Genomic DNA, 22298 nt, shown 5'->3' with positions numbered 1-22298 from the left:
TATTCCATTTGAATTGCCTCTCACATTTCCGGAGAATTTGTTGTGCCGGTCAAAAAATTACGATTGCTGCTTTGTTCTGCGGGACGCCGCGTTGGTTTGCTTCAATGTTTCCGATCTGCTGCCGACCATCTGGGAATCCAGCTGGAAATCCTCGCCTGTGACCTTGCTCCGGATTTAAGTGCAGCATGCGCAGCTGCGGATCGGGCGTTTGCCGTGCCGCGTTGCGACGACCCGAGTTATGCCAACGCCATTCTCGACATTGTGCGTGACAACCGGGTCGATCTGGTGGTCCCGACGATTGACACGGAGTTGATGGCGCTTGCCTGCGTATCCGACGCGTTCACCCGGCTGGGAGCGCGGGTGCATGTGGCGTCGACTGAAGTCATCGAAATTGTGAGGGACAAGCGGCTGACGTCGGAGATGCTCGAGGCGGCAGGCGTGCCGGTGCCGAAATCGCTGGGACATGAAGCGTTGCTGTCCGATCCGGATGCACTCGGCTGGCCGGTGTTTGCCAAGCCGAGCGGCGGTAGCGCCAGCCGGGGACTGCAGGTCTTTCAGGCAATCGAAGAGCTGCCCGGCCGGTTTGAGGAACCAATGGTCTTTCAGCAGTTTCTGCGTGGCCCGGAATACACGATCAACATGTTCGTCGATTCAGGCGGCAGCCTGCGAACGGTGGTTCCTCATCTGCGCATCCAGATCCGCGCGGGTGAAGTCGAGAAGGGAAGAACTGTTCGACGGGATGACTTCCGGCAAATCGCCGAGGGCGTGCACCGGGCTTTGCCGAGCCTGACCGGCGTCGCCTGTTTCCAGGTGATCGACGACCCGGAGCTGGGACCGCGTGTCATTGAAATCAATGCAAGATTTGGGGGCGGGTATCCCTTGGCCGACCATGCGGGTGCGCGTTTTGCACAATGGCTTCTTGAGGAAGTGTCGGGCCTCCCGTGCAGCGCAAACGATGACTGGCGAGAAAATGTCAAAATGCTCCGATACGACAGCGCGATCTACGACGGCTGATCGTCGCAGGTTTGCCGGAGCCGCAATGGTCTTTTGTCAGGACCTGCACCTCGGCTCTGTTCTGGCAGTAGAAGCCCTGGCCGGTAGCGTTGTCCGGTCGACCTCACATTCGTTAACTGGCGGATTGCGATGATTGTTTTTGATCTGGACGATACGCTCTATCTGGAGCGGGAGTTTGCGTTCAGCGGCTATCGTTTTCTCGACGGTTGGGTGAAAGAACGCGAAAGCCTGGAAGGCTTTGGCAACGCCTGCAGGGTGTTGTTCGAGGAAGGCGAGCGGCGTCAGATCTTCAACCGCGCGCTTGAAAGGCTCGGACACTGCGGCGACAGCCATTTGATCGCTGATCTTGTTGCGGCTTACCGTGGCCACCCGCCGCAGATTTCGCTGGCTCCGGATGCGGCGCGTTTTCTCGAGCGTCACCGCGGTCCGTTCGGCCTGATTACGGATGGACCGGCGGAAACTCAAAACGCCAAGATCGTTGCCCTTGGTCTTGACCGCTGGATTGAGAATATCCGCAAGACCGGAGACTGGCCTCAAGGATATGGCAAACCACATCCCCGCGCTTACGAGGAAATGGAAGGACTTGCGGCAGACGACGGGCCGATGGTCTACGTCGCCGACAATCCCGCCAAGGACTTCGTGACGCCAAAAGCGCGCGGCTGGATCACCGTTCAGATCCGGCGGGCGGGCGCCGTGCATCCGCCGCATGCGAAAGATGATGCACACGCGGCCCATGTCGAAATAACGTCGCTGGATGAACTCGACGGCGCGTTGATGGTCCAGCCGGTTTCGATGAAATAGCTAACTGCGGGCCGCAAGTGTGTCTTCAGGCTGGACCACGCTGCGACAGAACCTCCTGGTATTCACCGAGAATGTGCTTCACCTGGTAGTTCGCGACGATGCGCTGCCGAGCCTTTTTGCCGAGATCGGCAAGCTGATCGGGGGGCATTCGGGCAAATTCGGCCATCGCATCGCACAGCGCATCCGGATCGCCCGGTGAAACAACCTTGCCGGTATCCGCAACAACAAGTGCCGCGTCGCCGACGTTGGTGGTGACCACCGGACGGGCATGGCTCATGGCTTCGGCCACGACATTCGGGAACCCTTCCGTTCTGGACGACAGGACGAGAACATCTATCTGCGAATAGAAATCCCCCATGTCACGCAGCTCTCCCAGCATTTTCAGACGTGCCGGATCAAGCCCTGCGTCTTCAATCATGGCCATAACTTCGCTGTTGCGGTCATCAAGACCGAAACCTGCGGCAACAAAGCGTGCATCGGGAAATTGTGCGGCGATCTGCGCTGCGGCCCGAAAGAAGTTCAAGTGGTCCTTTTGAGGATGAAAACGCGCGGCTATACCGAACACACGGGCCTTGCGCGGCGTGGGGTCCGCCTGCTCGGGAACCACGACGCCGTTCGGGATGACCTTTCCGAACCGCGCGGCATAGCCATACTGTTCGTGCTGCTCTCTTGCCCGTGCCGAATTGTAAACGATGCCGGCAGCGCGAGACGATAGCATGCGAGCCCCTGCAACGGCGAGGCGCGTGCTTCGCGTCAGGCTGCGCGGATCGTCAAGTGCCTGGCGCACCGTCCAGAAGACGGGCGGCGCCCCAGCCAGGCGCGCCGACAAGGTGCCGACAACCATTGCATGATACATCCAGCACAGCACCGCTCGCGGGCGCTTCTCCCGCATCAGCCCTGTCAGTTTCATGATTGCACCCGGCATGTGCACCGCCCCGCGTGCGTTGAGCGGATGATATTCCACGTCCGGCCGTCCGGCCAAACTCAGGTTGCGCTCTGAAACGCCGATCAAAGGGACCACGATTGTCGGTTCGGATGTCGCTGCCAGGAGTCTTGCCAGCATCGTTTCCGCTCCGCCGCTGGCGGCGAAATTCGTAATCACATGCATGACCGGCGCGGCAGTGTCCGTTCCAACCTCCAGTCCAGCACCTTCGCTGCCAACGTAGTCCATCAGGTCATGCCTTTCGTGCACCCTGCCAGACGTCGAGCGGTCTGCCGATCCGCTGTTCAAGTTCACTGACTTCCGGAGCGAAAAAGTCCTGCAGCCTTTTTTCCAGATCGGGGCTCAACGGCGGGTATTCCTGTGGCCGGGCGACGGCATCGCGAAGCACCCTCATTGGCCTGGTATGCCGAACGCCGTCCAGGACGGGGCGAAACGGCTTCAGGACCTTGCGCAGGGGCAGTGGAACGATGGCGGCGTTCTTGTCTTTCACCTTGCTGTCCACCGGAGGAGCCAGCGGTGCCTCGTGACCGATATGCGTGGCGAGGCGGGCGAGCTGATTTTCAGGCTGTCGCCGGATATCCTCGAACAGCAGCAGCAGGATCTGCTCCGGCGGGAACAGATCGTAGAACCGGCGAAGATGCAGGGCATAACGGCCGTCGTTGATGAAACGCTGGCCCGCGGCCTTCGCCGGGTCGAGATGATCCTCGATGTTTCGAGACACCTCCCCGCGTCGCAAGAGCATGCAATAATCGGAGTAGGCACGCGCCGACGGTTCCCGCATCTGAACGATCAGCCGGACATCGGGAAGGTCCCGCCGGATGCGCTCTGCCGCCTCGGGCTGCGTGAGATAGGTATTCGACTTCTCTCCGACGATTGCGTCCGGTTTACTGAAGTCGAATTGAGACAGGTACCAGTCCGCTCCACGGTGATACTCATCGGAAAAGTAATGAAGCTCCGGGCTGGGCATCGATATCGTCGGACTGCGCTCCAGAGATCTTTGCAGCCAGGTTGTTGCGGACTTGGCCGCGCCGAAAATCAGAAATCGTATGTTTGAGTCAAGCATATGCGGTACCTGCTACCTGGGTGCCTTCGACGAGCTGTTCGTAAAGGCGGGAAATTTCGGAAACATGGCGTTCGGCGCCATACTTGGCCGCGGCATCTGCCTGCGCCGCGTCGGCAATCCGGGTTTGCAACAAAGGGTCACTGAGCAGTTTGCAAATAGGTTCGACAAAGCTCTCCGGATCGTCCGGCTCAACAAGGAACCCCGTCAGACCGTCCGAGATCGCTTCGATGTTGCCACCGTGCCGTGTCGCGACGACAGGCGTCCCCAGATACATGCTTTCGATCAGGGTCCGGCCGAATGGCTCGTTGACAGCCGGAACAAGCATGACATCGACACCGCTCATTGCCTCGAAAACCGGTGAGCGGAAGCCCATGAAATGAAAATTGTCGTTCAGTCCCAGGCTACTGACCAACGCCTTGCAGGTTTCGTCCAGGCCCCGGGTTGCATCGACGGTATCGCCGAACAGCAATCCGTGTACCTGACGCCCCGGCAAGGCGCGGCGAACCGCATCGACCACCCGAACAAAGCCGTCGGGACGTTTGCGTTTGATGATCGAGCCGAAATACCCGAGCAGCACCGCGTCCCTCGGCAGGCCGAGTTCGTCGCAAAGCTTGTCATGGGAATTTGTGCGATCGGGCCGTATGGCTGGAAAATCGAAAGGACTTCGGATCACGCTTGCACGGTCGCCAATCGGCCGGATCGGACGTGATGGCATGGCGTAATGTGAAACGCTCACGATATGGTCGGCAAGCAAGGGGGCGAGCGTGTTCGCCCCTTTCGCGGCCGGATCCTGGCGATGATGCCAGAGGTGGCGACAACCAGACAGTTTGCTCGGCATGATCCAGTTGGCGTGCATGCGTCCTTCGTTCGTATGCACGATATCGGGATCGATCTTTTTCAGCGTTCGTCGCAAGGCCGGCAGTGTTCGCGTCAGATAGCCAAGCCCGCCTACGCGGCCGGGCAGAGGCAGGCCGGGCGACGACATCAGTGGCGTGTCCTCTAGCACCTCGTAATCGAGCCCCAGCTCCCGCGCCTTTTGGCCAATGGCGCCAGGCTCGAAATGGACGAGGACACGCGCCTCGAAACGGTTCGGATCCAGGGCGGCGGCAAGGCTGAGCGCCGAAATGTGGCTGCCGCCCAGGACAGGTCCGCCTACGAACGGAAATAATACTCGAATGCGTCTCATCACTGCTCCGGACCTACTTGGACGCTGGTTCAGAAATCGTCAGGTTGATCGTCAGACTGTCGCCCGGACGCATGAAGGCGTTCAGGTCGACGTCCAGGCTCTGCATCTCGCCGTTCTCGAGCCGCGATATCCTGTAGGAAGGTGTGACAATGCTGTCCTGGGCGGTGGTATCAACCGAGTTCGCGGACAGCGTCTCGGCGTAGACCTTTCGGGCCAGCTCAAGACGGGATTCGACCTCGAAACGCTTTGATTTCACCTCCGTGAGTTCGGAGAGCTTTTCCCCGCGGGTCCGGTCGAACAGGGTCGCGGCGTCTCTCGATGCAAGATTGAGACGCTGCTGTGCGTCGAGACGGGCGACTTCGAGCTGCAGACGTTTTGCCTCCAGATCGTTGAGCGCCGTATTGGCAGAGGACACGCGGGTCGTCACGGCCAGCCCCTTGTCCTTCAGATGCTCCATCGATGCGAGATCCTTGCGGGCCAGTTCGATCTGGTTGTCACGCAGGACGATTTCTTCGGACAGTTGAGAGATTTTCTCGGTCAGCAGGACACGAAGATCCTTGAGGCTCTGGAGCTCGGCCTTGATCACCTTGATGTTGGCGGAAAGGATCTTCGACTGCACAGGGTCGGATGATTGCGACTCCACGGCGTCTGGCAATGTCTCTGCCGAAAAGAGCTGCACTTCCTGCTCGAGCCTTGTCTCCTGCTGCAACAGTTTGGATGCGGTTCCGCGAAGCTGATTGATCTCCCCCGTTACTCGGGTGAGCGAGGTCTGTTGTGTCCCCTCTTCGTTCGGCAGGCGATAATAGCCACCGGCAATTGCCAGGGCCTTTTCGACCGTCATGCCGGGGATGAAGTCGAATTGTCCGGGAGCCGTAACCGCTCCGCCCACGAACACCGGGGCATACCGGGATACTTCGACGGAGACCGCGGGTAATTCCGTCAAGCCGACGATGCGCTGCATGCGGCTGGCAATAGTATCCGCGACCTCGTCCAGGGTCTTGCCGACAACTTCCACGGCTCCCGCAATCGGGACATGAATTTTGCCGTCCGGTGCCATCTTGTAGGAACCGGCCACGCCATCCCAGTTGGCAAAGGTCTTGTTTCTGGCATCCCAGGCGCCAGCACGCAGCTCCAGTGTCTCACCGCCGGACAGCCTGTACTGTTCGGCCGAGAGACCCGACACAAGAAAAGTCGATAATGAAAGTACGGCAATTATAAACCGAATACTCAATGCGCGATCTCCCATCTTTTAACTTAAAGAAACAAAATTATTATCAATATATCCAAGATTATCACGGAAATCGGAAAACAACGAAAAAGAAATTTTTCCCGAAATAGCGTTCATGATTCTTTCGGGATGCTTTAGTTGCATCCGGTTTATTCGATGGTCTCGACGAACGTTGGTAAGGACATTTTTCATGGGTCATCTGTGCTCCCGTCTCTGGTGCCGGCGGACCCGGTAACCCGACAGACAGATCGCCGCCGGAAGCAAAAGGGGAACGGACAGGAACCTGCCGTAAACGTGGGTCACTCCGTTGAGGGCAACCGCGAACATGAGCAGTATCGTGAACATCAGGACCCCGGACCAGCGCGTGTCGGGATTGCTGAATGACCGCCAGCCGACGAATGCCAGTGTAAGCAGCAAGCAGACGAAGCCGAGCAGCGAAACGAGGCCGCCTTCGGAAAACAGCAACAGATAGGTATTGTGAACCGGCGCTCCGTACTGGCTGATCAACCGGTGCTGATCCACTCCGACCCCTAACCAGATCGACCGATCGATCAGGTAAATTGCCTCCTGGATGAGAAGCAGTCGCCCATCGAAGGTTCCCGCCTCACTGGAATCGCCGGTCGTCAATGCGCCGTAGACCCGCTCCTGAAACACCTCAGGCAGGAAATACTGTCCGAACAGGAACAGGGCCGCCAGTGCAAGCGCTCCAATCCCGATGAAAGCCAGGATATGTTTGGCGGAGCCGTGGAAAAAAGAGATTCCAAATATCCCGACAACCGCGACGATGAACCCTGAATTCGATGCGGACAACAACAGGCCGTAGGCAACGGGTGCCACCAGTGCCAGGAACACGATGCCGGATATCTGGGAGATGAAGTAAAGCCACATCACGTAGACGATCCCTACTCCAGCCAGGAGACCGACCCCGTTTTCCCGCTCGATCAGTCCGGTCAGTCGACCGTTTCTGGAAAAGAAACGCGCATCGTCCGGGCTGAACACCGAATAGAGCACTCCGTGCAACATCACGAACACAAGGGAAAACGCCATCACCTTGCAAAGGAACATCGTCTCCCGCGCAGGACGCCCCAGAAGCAGCAGCGGTATGCATACAAACGAAAAGACGTACTGGATGACGCCAACCGCACCCGTAAGCGGATCGCCGTTCAACAACGATCCGGCAATCAGGCCACTGCAAAGAAGCAATACCGAGAACAGCCAGAAAGACGTCATGTCCGCGAACGGGCGAAGCGGCACGCGCCTGTTTGCAATCATCACGACGAAAGCGGCGCTGGCGACGAGATCGGACAGCGTGAAGAACACGATGTCGGTTCGAAGATATGTCATTGGCGACAGGAACACCGCGGCGATGACAAGCAGGCGTTCGATTTCCTGGCTCGTCGTGCTCCGGACAGGGGAACCGCTGTGGGAAGAGATCGGTATCGCGCTTGGGGTCAAGCCGGCCTCCTCACGCTGGGCTGTCGGCGCGACCAGTAAAGGACAAACAAGGTGCCTGCCACGAGCGTGCCATTAAACAGAACATGAGCGACCGAAGCCCCGACCGGCCCCAGCATCCCGACCAGTGGGGCGAAACAGGCCAGGAACATGACGCTTCCGAGCAAGGTCACCCACAGAAGCTCGCGGTCGCGCCCCATGCTCAACATTGCCGGGTTGAGCACCATGGTTGCCAGGAGAAGTATGACCGCCAGCAACTGGACGTTGACCATGTTGGCGGCTTCGTTGAAGCCCGCGCCGAACATGACCGACAAGACGTATGGCATCAGGAAAGCGGCAGGAACCAGCACGACCATGCAAAGGCCAGCGATTGCCAGCAGCACGCCATTGACGAGCTTGTAAAACCCGCGTTCCTCGCCGGAACTCCATTTGCGGGCCAGTTCCGGAAAGATCGCCTGGTTCAGCGGCCGTCCCAGCTTGAGCGCGCTGTCGGCAACCCGGCGGGCTATATGGAAAAATCCGACGAATTTCTCGTCAACGAGAACCGACAGCAGGATCACGTCAAGACGCTGGACTGTCTGGCGGATGATGACATTGAAGTTCGAATTCCAGAGAAACCGCAGAATTCCGGGGTTCTCTTCGCGTATGCCCCTGATCGGCAATCGCATGAACTTGCCGTAGCCACGCTGATGGACATATCGGAGCGAATAGACGAACGGCAGCAGGCTGTTTGCCAGGCCTTCGATCACCGCAACGAGGACAAACCCCCAAAGGCCGTAGCCCATCAACCACACGCCGGCCGACAGCACCAGACGCAGCAGGGCGATACCGACATCGACCTTGGCAAGAACATCAAACCGGTCGAAAATCCTCAGGACCGCGACCGCGGTCGGCTTGAGGTTCAAGAGAAGCGCCAGGGAAAACAAAGCCAGATAAGCGGCACTGTCCTCCGGCCAGCCCATCATTCGGGCGGTCACCTGAGCGGCAAGGATCGAAACCCCGGCAGCCAGCGTGCTGCCTGCAAGGTTCACGTAAACCGAACCCTTCAGCAACCGCATGAACCTGTCGCCGTCATCATCTGACAGAGCGTCGACACCGTATTTGATCACGGCTTGCCAGGGCTCCAGCCGCAGCAGCCGGTCGACAATGCGAACATAAGCCTGGAATATCGCAAACAGGCCGAGGCCTGCCGGACCAAGCGACTGGGCCATGATGGCGAGGGTCCCGATGCTGATCACCCCGCTGACCGCCTGGGACGAGAAGACCCATGAAAAATTGCGCATGAGCCGGCCGGCGGTCTGGCTGTCTTCAGCAGAGAGGTTGATCAGGCGGGCCATCAGTCATCCAGCTCCCGGTCGCCGGCAAGCTCTGCCAGCCAAAGCTGTATGTAGGACTTGTCCGTTCCTGCAACGATCTGCCAGGGATCGTCCGGCTGGCCGGCATCAAGCCCCGTTGTTGACTGCTCCCAAGTGTCAGGAAACCCGTCGCCGTCACTGTCCACGACCCGTTCTTCCGGTTGGAGGTCCGGCCAACCGCCGACTTCGGATGGGGAATCGATCACCTTGCCTTTGCAATCGCGAACGGTTTCGACAAGTTGCTGGTCGAGCGAGTCCCGATGTTCGCCCGATGGCAGGCGGTCGCCGACCCCTTCAAGCACAAGGTCGAGCACTTCGCTTGCCTTCACGCGCGGGACGGACAGTGTGCCGGTCACACCCTCGATGATCTCCGCTCCGGGATCGGCATCGACTTGCCGAAAGGGGCGGTCTTGGTCGCAGCGTCCACGGTCGATTGCGAGAATGTCATCGACCTGAACTTCAAGTCTGTACTGGTCGCTTGCCATGATTGCTTCAACTGCTGCGGGCCGTCTGTCGACGGTGCTCGGGCCGGTCAGCGCAACATTGCCGGCATAGACGATAAACGCGTTGCCGTAGTAGTTTCGAAACTCTCCGAATTGACTGATCGGATTGTAGAATACGCTGTTCACGACCTCGACCGGCCCGTCATCATGGCCGTATATATCGGGATTTCGGTCCCGATTGTGAGCGAAGAGGTTTCGCCAGAGGCTCACGCGTCCGCAATCGAAATCCCGGCCGTCTCCAGAGCAGATCAAGGCCCCCTTGGAGTGGCGCCCTTTCGGGTGGTTGGCATGATCCAGAGCCCAGGCGGAAATGCTGTTGGCGACCGTAATGTCGCTGGATCGTTCGCGGGAAACGTGGATGCCGAGGTTCTCGTCGGTCGAAAACATCAGGGACAGATGATCAAGATAAACGCGCGTCGCGTTTTCAAGCGTCACCGCATCGACCGACGACGAAGGTTGCTCGCTCGGTCCCGGGCGTACCTTGAGAAACCTGACGACGACATCGCTGGCATTCTTGATGATGACGGGTGTGGCGCGGGATTTGCCCAGTCTGATCTGGATTCCCTGCCCGGGTGCCGTCTGACCTGCGACGTAGAGGTTTGAGCGAAAAAAGAGGGGGGTGTCGAGCGTGATCGTTCCGCTCACCTGAAAGACGCAGATCCGAGGCATTTCGCCCTTTTCCACACAGGCTCGCAGAGAGCCGGCGCCAGCATCTGCCAGCGTTGTGACGGGGATGACCTCCCCTCCGGTCCAGCCGGTTGCAGATGCTCCGAACCCGACCGCCCCCGGAAAAGCTCGAGGCGCGGCCTCGGCCGCCAGCGATTGCGACATCAAGAGGCCGAAGACGATAAGGACTGCAGCCTGTGTTCTGTTCCTAGCCATCATTCACCACGATCCCGACGTTTGAGGCGTTGTTCAGTTCGAGTTGCTGAGCGGCTTTCGAAAGGTCTTCGAAGTGAGTCTTCTTCATGCGCGCGACCAGCAGCACTGCCTGCGCGACACTGCCGAGGCGGCATGTCGTGTCGTCGTTCAGTACCGGTGGGCAATCGACCACAATTAACGAGTACTTGCGGCGTAGAACGCTGAGTGACGCTTCGACGCTGGACATGTTGTTGAACCGCATTGGTACAGGCCCCGGTGCAGGGGCGACTATTGACAGATGCGGATGGCCGGGCAGATGCCACGCGGCTGCATCGATCCGCAGAGGGTTGCTTAGAAGATCGAGAAATCCGTTCGCAGTGCGTTTGCGCGAGAGGGTCGAGATCAAGTCCCTCGGCGAAGGATCAAGATCGACCAGCAGAACATCTTCACCTCCCGCGGCTGCATATGCGGCAAGTGCGAAACTGAGTGTACTCCGGCCCTCCCGGCTCCCCGGTGAGGTGATCAGAACCATTGCACCGGTCCCATTCTCGGTCCTGTTGTCCGCCCCGGTGTTTGTTCGTACGGCGGTGTGCAGGGGTGCGATCTTGTGCAGCGCCCGCCGCAAGTTCCCGCTCCTGGTCGTCCATGCCATACGGTTTACGAATTTCCGTGAAAGGGGAGGCAATTGTCCCAGAACCGGTGCGCGGAACGCGGTTATCTGCTGCGGCCACCGCAGACGTCCGCGAAGGTTTTCCCGCAAGAGCGCCAGAAGGAAACCGAAAGTGAGCCCGCTGATCAGCGCGCCCACCATTTCGGTATTGGGAGAAGGCGAAACAGGTCTGGTCGTTGGGATAGCGATCGACACTTGCCGCGCGACCGGGGTCAGTAGCGCTTCCTGCAATGCGAGTGCTTCAAGCTGATCGAACAGAAGATCATCCTGTCTTCGCATCGATTCCAGTCTCCGTTCGAAGCCGGTTTTCTCAACTTCGGCCGCCGAACGTGCGTCGAGTTTTGCCAGCGTCGCATCCAGGTCGGCCTTGAGCTCTGCAGACTCTTGAAAGGGTACTCCGCGTTCTTCTGCCAGCGCCAATTGCGCCTGCAGGCGGCGAAGATTGTTGGTCAGGGTTTCCGTCTCGGTCAGATCGTCGAGATTGTTGGTTCTGGTGAATTCCAGAAGATTGGCTTCCGCATCTTTCAACGTCTCTTGCAGCGCGGATTGGCGCGACAAGATCGACATCTTGGTTCGTTCGACATCGGCGCGCTGTATCTCAAGCGTGTAGTCGACATAGTTCCGGGCGACAGCATTCGCGATGTCTGCTGCCAATTGCGGGCTGGCGTCCGTGGCGAGGATGTCCAGGGCGAAGGTCGTGGGATGCCAGATGATCTGATAGCTCTCCAGAATACGATCGATCGTGCTTTCCCTTCCGGACAAGACGTTCTGACCTGTTCCGGAAATCTCATCAGGAACGACCTCCTCCGCTACGCGAGCGGCGAATTCCCGTGACTTCATGACTTCGATTTCGGTGGCCAGTTGAAGCATCGACAAGGTTCTGGCCCGCAACCGGGCACCGAATGGATCGAGACGCAGGACCGCGTCATCAAGCACCAGCGTGGCCTGCGCACTGTAGGTCGGCACAACGGTGGTGAGCCGGAACCACATCAGGGCGCCAGAGGCCAGTATGCACAGGACGATCAGAACCGCATTTCTGAAGATCAGAGTCAGAATCTGGAGATTCTCTGGTCTGAAATCGGCAGCACCTTCGGCATGGCGATCACGTTTTGACACCTGATCAGCCACCTTGCCGGCGGTTTGAGAGCTGGTGTTGATCAAAAACAGGGATCGTCTCCTTCATTGTGTCGCGCGTGTGCGCCGAACCATGCGATCGCTTGAAAGTGCGGAACACCAGATCAGAACTTGAGCGGCGCCGCGGCACTTGATGCAATTTTCAATAAGCTGCGCGTGAAACACTGGTGCGCAGCGAAATGTCGATAAACTCCAGATAAAACAGCATGTCAGACACGGTTTTTTCGGTGGATCGTGTCGACTGAAAGGGTCGCGCCAACGCGACGGAAGCTGTTTCAACTTGGCGGTTTGTAGATGTAGCCGTTGTTATAGGCGTAGTATCCTCCTGCCCGGTGAGCTCCATAGTCGCGGAGCGAATATCGCCGCATGTCGATGTCGTTCAACACGACGCCAGCGAGTGGGATCTGATTGAACCGCAAGGCTTCTGCCGCCGTTCCAAGCGCATCTTCCGAGGTGCGTCCCCAGCGGGCGATGAGGATCACGAAGTCCGCAAGCGACGCCAGGCGGTTTGCTTCGTCGGCTGCCAAAACGGGGGCCGTATCAATCAGGATGACGTCATAGGACGCGCGCAATTTTCTCAAAATCGCCTTGCCACGAGGCGTATTGAACACGCGCCTCGGAATGATGGAATCCTGAGCGAACGACAGGAGATTGATCTGTCCGAAACGGGTGCAAGGCACTATCTGCGCGTCGAAGACGTTCTGATCCTCCCAGATTTCCTGAGGCGTTTCCTTTGGGATTTCGCAACCTGACATGCGTGTCAGGCCATGCCGGTGGATGTCGAGGTCGATCAACAGTACCCGGTGTCCTTCCTGGGCGGCGGAAACCGCGAGTGAGAACGTCAGGGTCGTCTTGCCTTCGTTGGCAAGTGCCGACGTTACGGCCATGACCATGCTGTCCTTTTTCCGGATCTGGTTGGAAAGCAGTGTGAGCAGGCTCCGCAACGCCAGCTGGTACGGTGAATTCTCCTGCCTGGAGGTTCTGCTCAGAAAGAGTTCCTGCTTGTCTCGCTTCCGCCAGTACCGGATCCGCGGAACGTAGCCGATGGTTCGCAGGCCCAGGTACTGCATCGTCTGGGTACCGGTCCAGACCCGGCGGTCGAACAATTCGCGCAACAGCACCAAGGCCAGACCGACAATCAGGCCGCCAGCAATCCCAAGCGCAAAAATGACGGGACGGTTGGGTGTCGCCGGTTTCAGCGGAGCGGAAGCCACCGTCACCTGCCGGGCATCGGGCTGAAGAAAGTCGATCTGTGTTTCCAGTGCGTTACGCCGGTCTACAAGTGCCTGGTACCTGGCAAGATCCGCATCCAGTGACCTCTGCAGCTTGGACTGTGTCAGTTCGGCGCGCGTTCGCTCCTCAAGCTTCGTTTCCACCTCGGCAAGACGCTGTTTGCTTTCATTGATCCGGATGGAAGACGCATTCTGGTCGCGCGCCAGATTGAGGATAGACGTCAATCTGTTCAGCTCTGCCCTCAACTCGTCGCCGAGGCTGGTGTCGTCCAGTTCGTTTTCGCGAATGAGTTCCGCAAGACGCGCTTCCATCTCGCTAAGGCGACCGCCGAGTAACGTTATCCGGTCCCACAATTCTGAGATTGAATACTGTACGGCTTTCTTCTTGTCCCGAAGAGAGTCATCGATGTAGGTGCTTGAGAGTGTATTGGCCAGTTGCGCAGCCATGACGGCATCAGGATGCCGCACACGAATATCGAGCGCCAGGCTCTCGCCTCGCCGTTCAACCGTGTAGCTGTTGAGCATGCGTACCAGGACCGCTTCGAATTGCTGTTCATCGGTGGGAACCGGTGTTTCGGTCGCCGAAAGGTACGGATTGAAATAGGTGTCTGAGATCAGGTTCAGTTCGCTGGCGACCTTGCGGGCGAATTCGACTGAGCGCAGAAAATCGATCTCGGTCTCGATGTGGATAAGCGACGTGTCGGAATTCTCGATTGTCGTCTCTGTCGGATTAATTCTCGTTTCGACCTTCGCCAGAATGATGGTCGACCGTGCGGCATATTTTGGCTGAATGACCTGAAGGGCAAGATAGGCGGCCCCCAGACCCAGCAACATGGCCAAGGTCAGCCAGATCCAGTTCCTTCGCAACACCTTGAAAATGGCAAAGAAACCGAACTGTATCGGACGTTCAGCGAATGCATATTGCTCCTGCTGCGAGTCAACAATACTGCTCATGAAGATCCCCCAAATGCCGACGAATTCCGCCGGATTGTCCTGGTATTGAAGTCGATTTTGCCGGGCGCTCCGATATCGGTTCGCGCCAGGTCCGTTGCCACGGACATCGCGGCACTTGCAGAGCTGAAAGGCTCACGCATTCGCATGTGAATAGCCCTCCCCTGCCGGTTTGCCGCGGTTGAATGCTTCCTTCCGAGCCGCGTCGGAAATCGTCCGGTCCCAGAGGGCTAGAATGGTCTCAGGTGCCAGCTTTTGCTGCAGGCGGACATTCGCATCCGCCATTGCGGCCCTCAGGGTCGGGTTGGACATCAGACGGCCAATCGCGTCGGCCAGTGCCCCGATATTGCCGTCCTGAACCAGAAGTCCGTTCACGCCATCGAAGACCAGTTCCCGTGGGCCGTAGGCGCAGTCGAACGCCACGACGGGAAGCCCGCTGACGACAGCTTCGGCAACAACGTTCGGAAATCCTTCGAAACGGGACGATAGAACCAAAATGTCGGAAGTCCGGATCCATTCTCCGTGCCTTGCGCTCTTGCCCGGCAGGGAAACAATATCCTGAAGACCAAGACGGTCACGCTGCGCTTCCAGGGAAGCACGGGCGGCGCCTTCTCCATAGATCGTCAGTCTTGCATCCGGCTGTTTTTCGCGCAGCAGAGACATGGCGTCGATGAGCAGATCAAAGCCTTTCTGGTGATCCAGTCGTCCAACGGCAACGAGCCTCTTTCCGCCAGGTGAAGGGGCCACACCGTCGATCGGCGCACAGGGGTTCGGGATCACCTGGGCACAGGGTTGTACTCGCGCCGGCAGGTCCTGCCGTGCCCGCTCGGTCTGCATGACCATCGCGGCGGCTCTGGGCATCAGGGCATTCTGGGCACGGCGCCAGAGCGGGTGGGCCTTTTGTGCCAGCGGATTGTTGCGCTCGGACGCGATCACAGGCACCGACGAACCGGTGGCCAGAAGGGTTAGAACGTTGACCTTGGTCAGGAACGAAAGGCACACATTCGGCGATAGAGCCCGCACCAGCTTGCGGATACTGGCAAGCCGGCGCAACGGCAGGGGAAGCAGCCCTCTGCCGTTCTCCCGATCGAGAACGTGCAGGACGACGTTGTCCGGATAGTCGAAATACGATCCTGCATCGGGGCAGGTCATTGCCGCGACGTGCACTTCATCGCCAAGCTCAGCACGATGTGCCGCCAGCATGGCAACGATCTTTTCCGTGCCGCCTGCGCCAAAACTAGCCTGAACGAAGAGCAGTTTCATGGTTTATTCCGCAGCCTCCACCATGGTACGTCGACCCTTCGGAACCGCATCATTCCGTTGTCCGTTGCCATTCAGTTCGATTTCAACCAGTGGCCGGTTCAGGTTCTTCGACTGCAGGAATATCCGTCCGACATATTCACCCAGAATGCCGAGAAACATCGCGTTCACCGTCATCGAAAGCAGGATCAGCGTCGTGGTCGTCGCAAAACCGGCCGGCCACTCCTGGCCGAAGACCAGTTTGCCGATGAGGTAGCCCGAAAGCAGCAGGAAGGCGCAGAGGCCGCCCAGAAGGCTGATCAGGGAAGCCAGCCGTAACGGCACAAGCGAATGGTTGATCAGGCCATCGACCGCGAGGGAAATCATCGCACGAAGCGGGAACTTGGAATCTCCAGCCACGCGAGCGTTTCGGTCGTACTCAAAACCGGTCTGGTTGAAACCCATACCGCTGATCAGACCGCGAACATAGGGCGAGCGGTCTTCCACACGGCGCAGCTCATCGAGAATGCGCCGGTCGGTCAGCCGGAATTCACCTGCGTTCCGGGGAAGGTCGTCCTCGCTGATCGCGTCGATCAGTGCATAGAAGGTTCTGCGCAGCCACGCGACGACTGGACCGTCCGGCAGGCTCCGCCGGATTCCGTAGACGACGTGGTAGCCCTTGCGCCAGGTATCGAGCATCTGCGGGATCAGTTCGGGCGGATCCTGGAGGTCGCAATCAAGCTGTATGGCGCAGGCGCCCTCGGCAGCCCGGTAGGCGGTCAGCACCGAAGCCTGGTATCCGACATTCCGAGAGAACCGTATCACGCGAACCCGTGGGTCCTCGGCAGCGATTTCCGTGAGAATGGAAAAGGTCTCATCACTGGAATGATTGTCGGTGAAGATGAGTTCCGGCTCATAGTCGGGAAGCTGCTCGAACACGTCCATGACACGTTTGTAGGTGTTGCGAACGTTGTCCTCTTCATTCAGTGCCGGGATCAGGATCGAGACGAGAGTCATGCCTGCATCTCCGTTGCAAGGTTTGGAATGATGTTCTCTCGTGCCCATTTCACGGTCCTTTCGAGGCCATCTTGAAGCTTGATTTCCGCTGACCAGCCAAGGCGTTCGCGGATGCGTTCGGCAGAGACGATCAATTCGACGGGATCGCGGACTTGATCGCTGAATTTCACGAGATCGAGGTCGGCGTCGGTCAATTTGATCAAGGTCTTCATGACCTCAGCGACCGTCGGGGAATCCCCTGTCCCCACATTGACCACCGGCCCGGCACCTTCGGGATTGTCGCCCAGCAACATGAGCGCCGTGGTCACGTCATCGACATGGATCAGGTCACGGCGATCCAGCGGGCTGCGGACACTCACTTTCTGGCCGACCAGCAACTGAGTGATGGCGCGCGGGATTAGGAAACTTTCCGACTGCCCGGGCCCATAGGTCAGGGCCAACCGTGCGGTAACGGCAAAAAACGGCAGTCGCGGTTGCGCCATCTCCAGATAATGCGTCCCGGCCAGAAGTGAGGCGGCATAGGATCCGCCCGGTCTTTCTCGCTCGGTTTCTGTAAAGGGTGTCGGACAGTCCCCGTATTCGGCGATCGTCCCCGTCCTGACGAAAGTCCGGGGCGGGCAATCGCAAGCGGCAAGGGCCGACAGGAGCGCGATCAGCGGCGAGACGTTCTCCTCGACACTGTCGGCGAGATCCTGCAAGTCCGGCCGGTTTTCGAAACGGGTACGCGCACCCACATGGAAAACGATCTCCGGCCTGGCTTTTGCCAGACAGCTGCGAAGAGCCCGAGCGTCGGTGACGTCGAGCCTGTAGAGGCCAACGCGCGACGCGATATCGGCGATCCGGCCCGTGGACGAACGGGGCCGCAAGATCACACTGACCTCGTCACCTCGCTTCAGGCAGGCCCGGGTCAGGTTTGATCCTATAAAACCGGAAGCTCCGGTTATGAGAACGCGCGCCATAGTTCTGCCTCAGGGAACGATTTTCGGCACCGGAAGGGGAACGATGAACTTGCCGCCCTTCGCTTCGAATTCGGCCATCTGTTCGCGGATTTCATCCAGGAAATTCCACGCAAGAACCAGCAGGTAATCGGGTTGCCTCTCGGCGACGGCATCCGGCGAGAGAACCGGAATATGCATGCCCGGAGAGAAGAGGCCCTGTTTCAGCGTGTTCCTGTCGACCAGGAAATCGAGTGTCTCCGTGCCGATCCCGAAAAAGTTGAGCAATGTATTGCCCTTGGCGGGAGCGCCGTAGCCGGCAATTGATTTGCCTTCTGCCTTCAACTCCGCCAGCAGCCCGGTCAGATCGTTGCGGATCTGGTGAACCCGCTCGGCGAAATCCTGATAGGTCGCGGCCTCCGTCATGCCGGCCTGGCGTTCATCTTCAAGCATCTCGTCGACGATTGCCGCGCGTTCCACCTTCAAGGCGGCCGGTTGCATGAATACGCGCATCGAGCCCCCGTGCACCGGAAGCTTGGTGACATCGACCACATCGAGGCCGACGCTTTCGCCCAAACGGACAATCGAAAGCAGGCTCAGTTCCGACAGATGCTCATGGTAGACATTGTCGAATTCATTGGTCTCGAGGATCTCCTTGCCCCACGGCACCTCGATGATGAAGACACCGTCGTCGTCAAGAAGCGTCAGCACGCCCTCGGTGAAGCCGTGCAAGTCATCGATATGGTTGAAGGTGTTCGAAGTCGTGATCACGGCGGCGGGACCTTCGGACGCCCTCAATTCCGCTGCCGTCTCGGGGTTGAAGAATGCCGTGTGCACCCTCACGCCGCGCTCCTGCGCAATTGTTGCAAGGTTCGCAGCCGGGTCCACACCGAGCGTCTTGCCGCCCAGCCGGTTGGCGTGGGACAGCATGAGCCCGTCGTTGCAGCCGATATCGACGATCAGCCCACCGTTCGCCTTGCCGACGGCAACCTCCGCAAGCTCCGCGAAATGGGAATGCATGGTCGCGGCGCCGGAAGGTACATAAAGGTAGTTGGTGAAGAAATCGGCCGGCACCTGATCCGCAACCTGGATCAAGCCGCAATCGAGGCAGGCTTGCGTGTTGAGCGGAAAGGCAACCTGGGGCTGGTCGCGATCAGCCGCGCTGGCAAACAAGTTGGCCGGCGGATGAGCTCCCATGGGAAGGAACAGCAAAAGATCCTCGGAACCGCAGGTTCTGCAGGTACGGCGAATGGACTTGTCTAGCTCGAACTTATTCATTTTTTTCAATCGCTCTTAAAATGACTTGCATTGTCAGGTTCAGGTTCATTGCGAACTCCACCAGGCAGAATTCGCGGCAATTCAAGCTTTCGGCGCCGCTCCTCCCCGAAAGTCCCTGCCCATCACCCGACAGACACCTCCTGAAGGGTGCGGTAGGCTCGGCGTCATCCCACCCTCTCGTTGCCCGCTGCCATGGCACCGAAGCCGGCGGAAAACCGGTTCAGGAAATCGGATACGCGCGCGTGCATGTATTCGACGTGATCGTCGTTGAGGCCGTGATGGCAGGCCAGAAGGATGCCGCCACGCATCACCTTGTCGGCAATCGGATAGCCGGACGGATCGACGCGGCAGTCGATGTTCTTCATTGCCGGCTGGCGCAGAATATTGCCGGTAAAGACCGGGCGGGTCTGGATGTCCGCCTTTTCGAGATAGATCTGAAGCTCGCGCCTGGTAAACGGCGCGTCGTCCCGAATTGTCAGCGGGAAAGCCAGCCATCCCGTCCTGGCACCTTCCAACTGGCGCGGCAGGACAAACCAGTCTTCATAGTCGGCGAAGAACCGCTTGTGGGCTTCAAAATGCCGTTCGCGCACTGCAATGTTGTGTTGCAGCTTACCGAGTTGCACGAGGCCGAACGCCGCGCTGATTTCCGAAGGCTCCAGATTGTACCCCAGCGCTTCGAAGACGAACTTCGCGTCATATTCGATGTCATCGAGGCGGACATTGAACCGGTTCTCGATTGCTTCCGATTCAACAAAGAGCGATGAACTGCGTCCCCACGAACGCAGCAACAAAGCCTTGCGCGCCAGCTCGGGGGTGTTGACGCAAAGCATGCCGCCGTTGCCGGCTCCGTTGATGACGTGCGAACCGTAAAAGCTCGTCGTCGAGACATCCGAGTAGATACCCGTGCTTTCACCGGAAATCGTCGCGCCCAGAGTATCGGCACTGTCTTCGATCACCTTGAGGCCGTGGGCATCGGCGATCTCGCGAATGCGCTTCCAGTTCGGCAGATTGCCGATCAGGGACGGGATCATCACTGCGGAGGTCGCAGGTGTGATCATGCGTTCGATGGCTGTCTCGTCGATGTTGTAGGTGCCTTCGGCAGCGTCGACAAATGCCGGCACAAGGCCCTGGCGCACAAGCGGGGCAACCGTGGTGGCAAAAGTCAGCGCCGGTGTGATGACCTCGCTGCCTTTGGGTAGATCGAGGATTTCCACGGCCAGGTAATTGGCCGAAGAACCCGAGTTGACCATGATCCCGAAGTTCTTGCTGAAAAGCTCGGCGACCTTCTGTTGCATGTCACGGACACGCGGACCCATCTGGGTCGAGGTCTTGAGCACTTCGACCACGGCGTCGATCTCTTCCTGTCCGTGTACTGTCTGACCGTAATTAACTCGCATGTGTCAATTTCTCCGGTGATCTCGCGCTGTCTATTCAGCGACCATCGCGTAGCGCGTGAGACTGCTGCCAGCCATCAGGGCGCTGTAGCCGGCAAGCTGCTGTTCGGTGCAGTCGCTCATGTCGTCGCCAAGCGCGTGTGCCTTGTACCAGTCGATTGTCATTCCGATTGCCTCGGCAAGCCTGAGCTGCGGCCGCCATCCGAGGCGGGTGCGGGCCTTGGTGCTGTCGAGGCGCAAAATGCCGGCCTCGTGCAGGGCCGATGACGTTCCCGTCTGTTGCTCCGGAAAACGAACCTCCGGGGCGCCTTGCCCCCAGGCTGTCCGCACCATCTGCATCAGCTCGCGTACATTGACCGTGCTTTCCAGCTCGGGACCAAAATTCCAGGCGCCAGCAAACTCGGAGCCGTCGTCAACAAGCCGAGCCGCAAGCTGGAGATAGCCCGAAAGCGGCTCCAGTACGTGTTGCCACGGGCGCACCGCCTCGGGGCTGCGGATCTCGAGCGGAACGCCGGTTGACGCTGCCCGCACGATGTCCGGCACCAGCCGCTCCTCACCCCAGTCACCGCCACCAATGACGTTGCCGGCCCTGGCCGTGGCCAGCTGCGGTCCGTTGCTATCGGCGAAGTAGGCGTGGCGGTAGGCTTGCGCCACAAGTTCGGTACACGCCTTCGACGCGCTGTAGGGGTCGTGGCCACCAAGCGGGTCGATCTCTCGGTAGCCCCAGGTCCATTCGCGGTTGTCGTAACACTTGTCGGTCGTGATCACGACGACAGCGCGCAGCGAAGGCATCTGGCGAACCGTATCCAGGACGTTGGCCGTTCCCGACACGTTGGTTGCAAAGGTTTCCGCCGGATGCCGGTACGAATGGCGCACCAGGGGCTGGGCAGCCAGATGGAATACGATCTCCGCATCCACGCCGCGCAGAGCTTCCTGCAACGCTCCCCGATCCCGGATGTCGGCAATCCGGCTGTCCATGCGATCGGCGAGACCGCAGGATTTGAAGACACCCGGTCCTTCACTGGGTGGCAGGGACAGGCCAACGACATCGGCTCCCAGGTGCAACAGCCAGGCCGAAAGCCAACCGCCCTTGAACCCTGTGTGGCCTGTGACGAGAACCCGGCGGCCGGCGAAAGCTCGGCCAATATGAGGATCGATAAACTCGGACATGGTCGTCGTCTCAGATCGCGAGTGCCGGCATATTGGCTGGCATTTCCTCATTAAACCGCAACCACGGCGGCGGAAGCTCATCGCACAGCGAATTGAGCGTGTCCCGATCGCGCACGGTATCCATCGGATGCCAGAAACCGTCGTGACGATACGCCATCAGTTCGCCGTCCTTGGCCATCTGGGTCAGGGGCGACTGCTCGAGCGGTTCGGCATCATCGACCATGTAATCCAGAACACCCGGTTCGAACACGAAGTAGCCGCCGTTGATCCAGGTGTCGCGCTTGCGAACCTTTTCCGTAAACGCGAAGACCCGATCACCCTTGAGTTCGATGTTGCCGAAGCGTGCAGGCGGCTGAACGGCGGTCACGGTGGCAAGCTTTCCATGTGACTTGTGGAAGTCGAGCAGGGCGTTGATGTCGATATTGCCCAGACCGTCCGAATAGGTGCACATGAAGGTTTCGTTGTTGAGCCAGTCACGCAGCCTGCGAATGCGGCCACTGGTCATCGTGTGGGAACCGGTGTCGACAACGCAGACGTTCCAGCCGCCCGGTTCCGACGGTACGAGACGCAGCTTTCCTGTATCCACCGAAACGGAAATATTGTTGGCAATAAGGTGGTAGTTGGCGAAGAACTGTTTAATCAGCAACGCCTTGTAACCGGCCGCAACAACGAAGTCGCGATGGCCGAAATGACTGTAAATATCCATCACGCGAGCGATGATCGGTCGACCACCGACCTCGACCATCGGCTTGGGAATGGTGACTGTTTCTTCAGCCAGGCGTGAGCCTAACCCTCCGGCAAGAAGTACGGTTTGCATTTTTCTTCTCCCTGATTGTCTAAACACTGAAAACAACATCTTGGTGTGAAACGAA

Annotated in this window: 18 protein-coding genes; 2 read left to right on the top strand and 16 right to left on the bottom strand. The window is 58.9% G+C overall.

Annotated features, from left to right (window positions below):
* Positions 1-42: 42 nt before the first annotated feature.
* Positions 43-1014, top strand: coding sequence for an ATP-grasp domain-containing protein (locus HCG46_RS25220; protein ID WP_353621839.1), 972 nt, complete (start codon positions 43-45; stop codon positions 1012-1014).
* A 129-nt stretch (positions 1015-1143) separates the two neighbouring features.
* Positions 1144-1815: an HAD family hydrolase gene (locus HCG46_RS25215; protein WP_168687800.1), complete on the top strand. Its 672-nt coding sequence runs from the start codon at positions 1144-1146 to the stop codon at positions 1813-1815.
* Between the two features lie 25 nt (positions 1816-1840).
* Here HCG46_RS25215 and HCG46_RS25210 read toward each other — a convergent pair whose 3' ends face one another.
* The 16 genes from HCG46_RS25210 to rfbF form a co-directional block, all read right to left on the bottom strand.
* A complete protein-coding gene (locus tag HCG46_RS25210) occupies positions 1841-2986 on the bottom strand; it encodes a glycosyltransferase (protein ID WP_205838680.1) in 1146 nt (381 codons plus the stop codon).
* A gap of 4 nt (positions 2987-2990) precedes the next feature.
* Positions 2991-3821 carry a sulfotransferase gene (locus HCG46_RS25205; protein WP_075283062.1) on the bottom strand — a complete coding sequence of 277 codons (831 nt, stop codon included), beginning with the start codon at positions 3819-3821 and terminating at the stop codon, positions 2991-2993.
* Positions 3814-5007 (bottom strand): glycosyltransferase family 4 protein, encoded by a 1194-nt coding sequence (locus HCG46_RS25200; RefSeq protein ID WP_168687799.1) that lies wholly within the window; start codon positions 5005-5007, stop codon positions 3814-3816. Before HCG46_RS25200 ends, HCG46_RS25205 begins: the two co-directional genes overlap by 8 nt.
* Before the next feature lie 13 nt (positions 5008-5020).
* Positions 5021-6190 (bottom strand): polysaccharide biosynthesis/export family protein, encoded by a 1170-nt coding sequence (locus tag HCG46_RS25195; protein WP_168687798.1) that lies wholly within the window; start codon positions 6188-6190, stop codon positions 5021-5023.
* Positions 6191-6430: 240 nt separating this feature from the next.
* Positions 6431-7690, bottom strand: coding sequence for an O-antigen ligase family protein (locus tag HCG46_RS25190; RefSeq protein ID WP_168687797.1), 1260 nt, complete (start codon positions 7688-7690; stop codon positions 6431-6433).
* Positions 7687-9024, bottom strand: a complete 1338-nt coding sequence (locus HCG46_RS25185) for a lipopolysaccharide biosynthesis protein (RefSeq protein WP_168687796.1) — start codon at positions 9022-9024, stop codon at positions 7687-7689. The genes HCG46_RS25190 and HCG46_RS25185 overlap by 4 nt, the downstream gene beginning before the upstream one ends.
* Positions 9024-10427 carry a hypothetical protein gene (locus tag HCG46_RS25180; RefSeq protein WP_168687795.1) on the bottom strand — a complete coding sequence of 468 codons (1404 nt, stop codon included), beginning with the start codon at positions 10425-10427 and terminating at the stop codon, positions 9024-9026. Before HCG46_RS25180 ends, HCG46_RS25185 begins: the two co-directional genes overlap by 1 nt.
* Positions 10420-12192: a hypothetical protein gene (locus tag HCG46_RS28715; RefSeq protein WP_168687794.1), complete on the bottom strand. Its 1773-nt coding sequence runs from the start codon at positions 12190-12192 to the stop codon at positions 10420-10422. The genes HCG46_RS25180 and HCG46_RS28715 overlap by 8 nt, the downstream gene beginning before the upstream one ends.
* Before the next feature lie 293 nt (positions 12193-12485).
* Positions 12486-14396 carry a polysaccharide biosynthesis tyrosine autokinase gene (locus HCG46_RS25170; protein WP_022999561.1) on the bottom strand — a complete coding sequence of 637 codons (1911 nt, stop codon included), beginning with the start codon at positions 14394-14396 and terminating at the stop codon, positions 12486-12488.
* A gap of 132 nt (positions 14397-14528) precedes the next feature.
* Positions 14529-15656: a glycosyltransferase family 4 protein gene (locus HCG46_RS25165; RefSeq protein WP_168687793.1), complete on the bottom strand. Its 1128-nt coding sequence runs from the start codon at positions 15654-15656 to the stop codon at positions 14529-14531.
* Positions 15657-15659: 3 nt separating this feature from the next.
* Positions 15660-16649 carry a glycosyltransferase family 2 protein gene (locus HCG46_RS25160; protein WP_022999559.1) on the bottom strand — a complete coding sequence of 330 codons (990 nt, stop codon included), beginning with the start codon at positions 16647-16649 and terminating at the stop codon, positions 15660-15662.
* A complete protein-coding gene (locus tag HCG46_RS25155; protein ID WP_168687792.1) occupies positions 16646-17608 on the bottom strand; it encodes an NAD(P)-dependent oxidoreductase in 963 nt (320 codons plus the stop codon). The genes HCG46_RS25160 and HCG46_RS25155 overlap by 4 nt, the downstream gene beginning before the upstream one ends.
* Positions 17609-17617: 9 nt before the next feature.
* Positions 17618-18862, bottom strand: coding sequence for a class I SAM-dependent methyltransferase (locus tag HCG46_RS25150; RefSeq protein WP_022999557.1), 1245 nt, complete (start codon positions 18860-18862; stop codon positions 17618-17620).
* 164 nt (positions 18863-19026) lie between these two features.
* Positions 19027-20259, bottom strand: a complete 1233-nt coding sequence (locus tag HCG46_RS25145; RefSeq protein WP_022999556.1) for a DegT/DnrJ/EryC1/StrS family aminotransferase — start codon at positions 20257-20259, stop codon at positions 19027-19029.
* 30 nt (positions 20260-20289) lie between these two features.
* On the bottom strand, positions 20290-21426 hold the full coding sequence (gene rfbG, locus HCG46_RS25140) for a CDP-glucose 4,6-dehydratase (RefSeq protein ID WP_168687791.1): 1137 nt from the start codon (positions 21424-21426) through the stop codon (positions 20290-20292).
* Positions 21427-21436: 10 nt separating this feature from the next.
* Positions 21437-22243, bottom strand: coding sequence for a glucose-1-phosphate cytidylyltransferase (gene rfbF, locus HCG46_RS25135; RefSeq protein ID WP_022999554.1), 807 nt, complete (start codon positions 22241-22243; stop codon positions 21437-21439).
* Between the last annotated feature and the right edge of the window lie 55 nt (positions 22244-22298).

It is taken from the genome of Labrenzia sp. PO1 (assembly GCF_012273635.1).
In the GTDB taxonomy this organism is placed as follows: domain Bacteria; phylum Pseudomonadota; class Alphaproteobacteria; order Rhizobiales; family Stappiaceae; genus Roseibium; species Roseibium algicola.
Note: the sequence above shows the minus strand (reverse complement) of the source record. Positions and strands in the feature narration are given on the sequence as shown.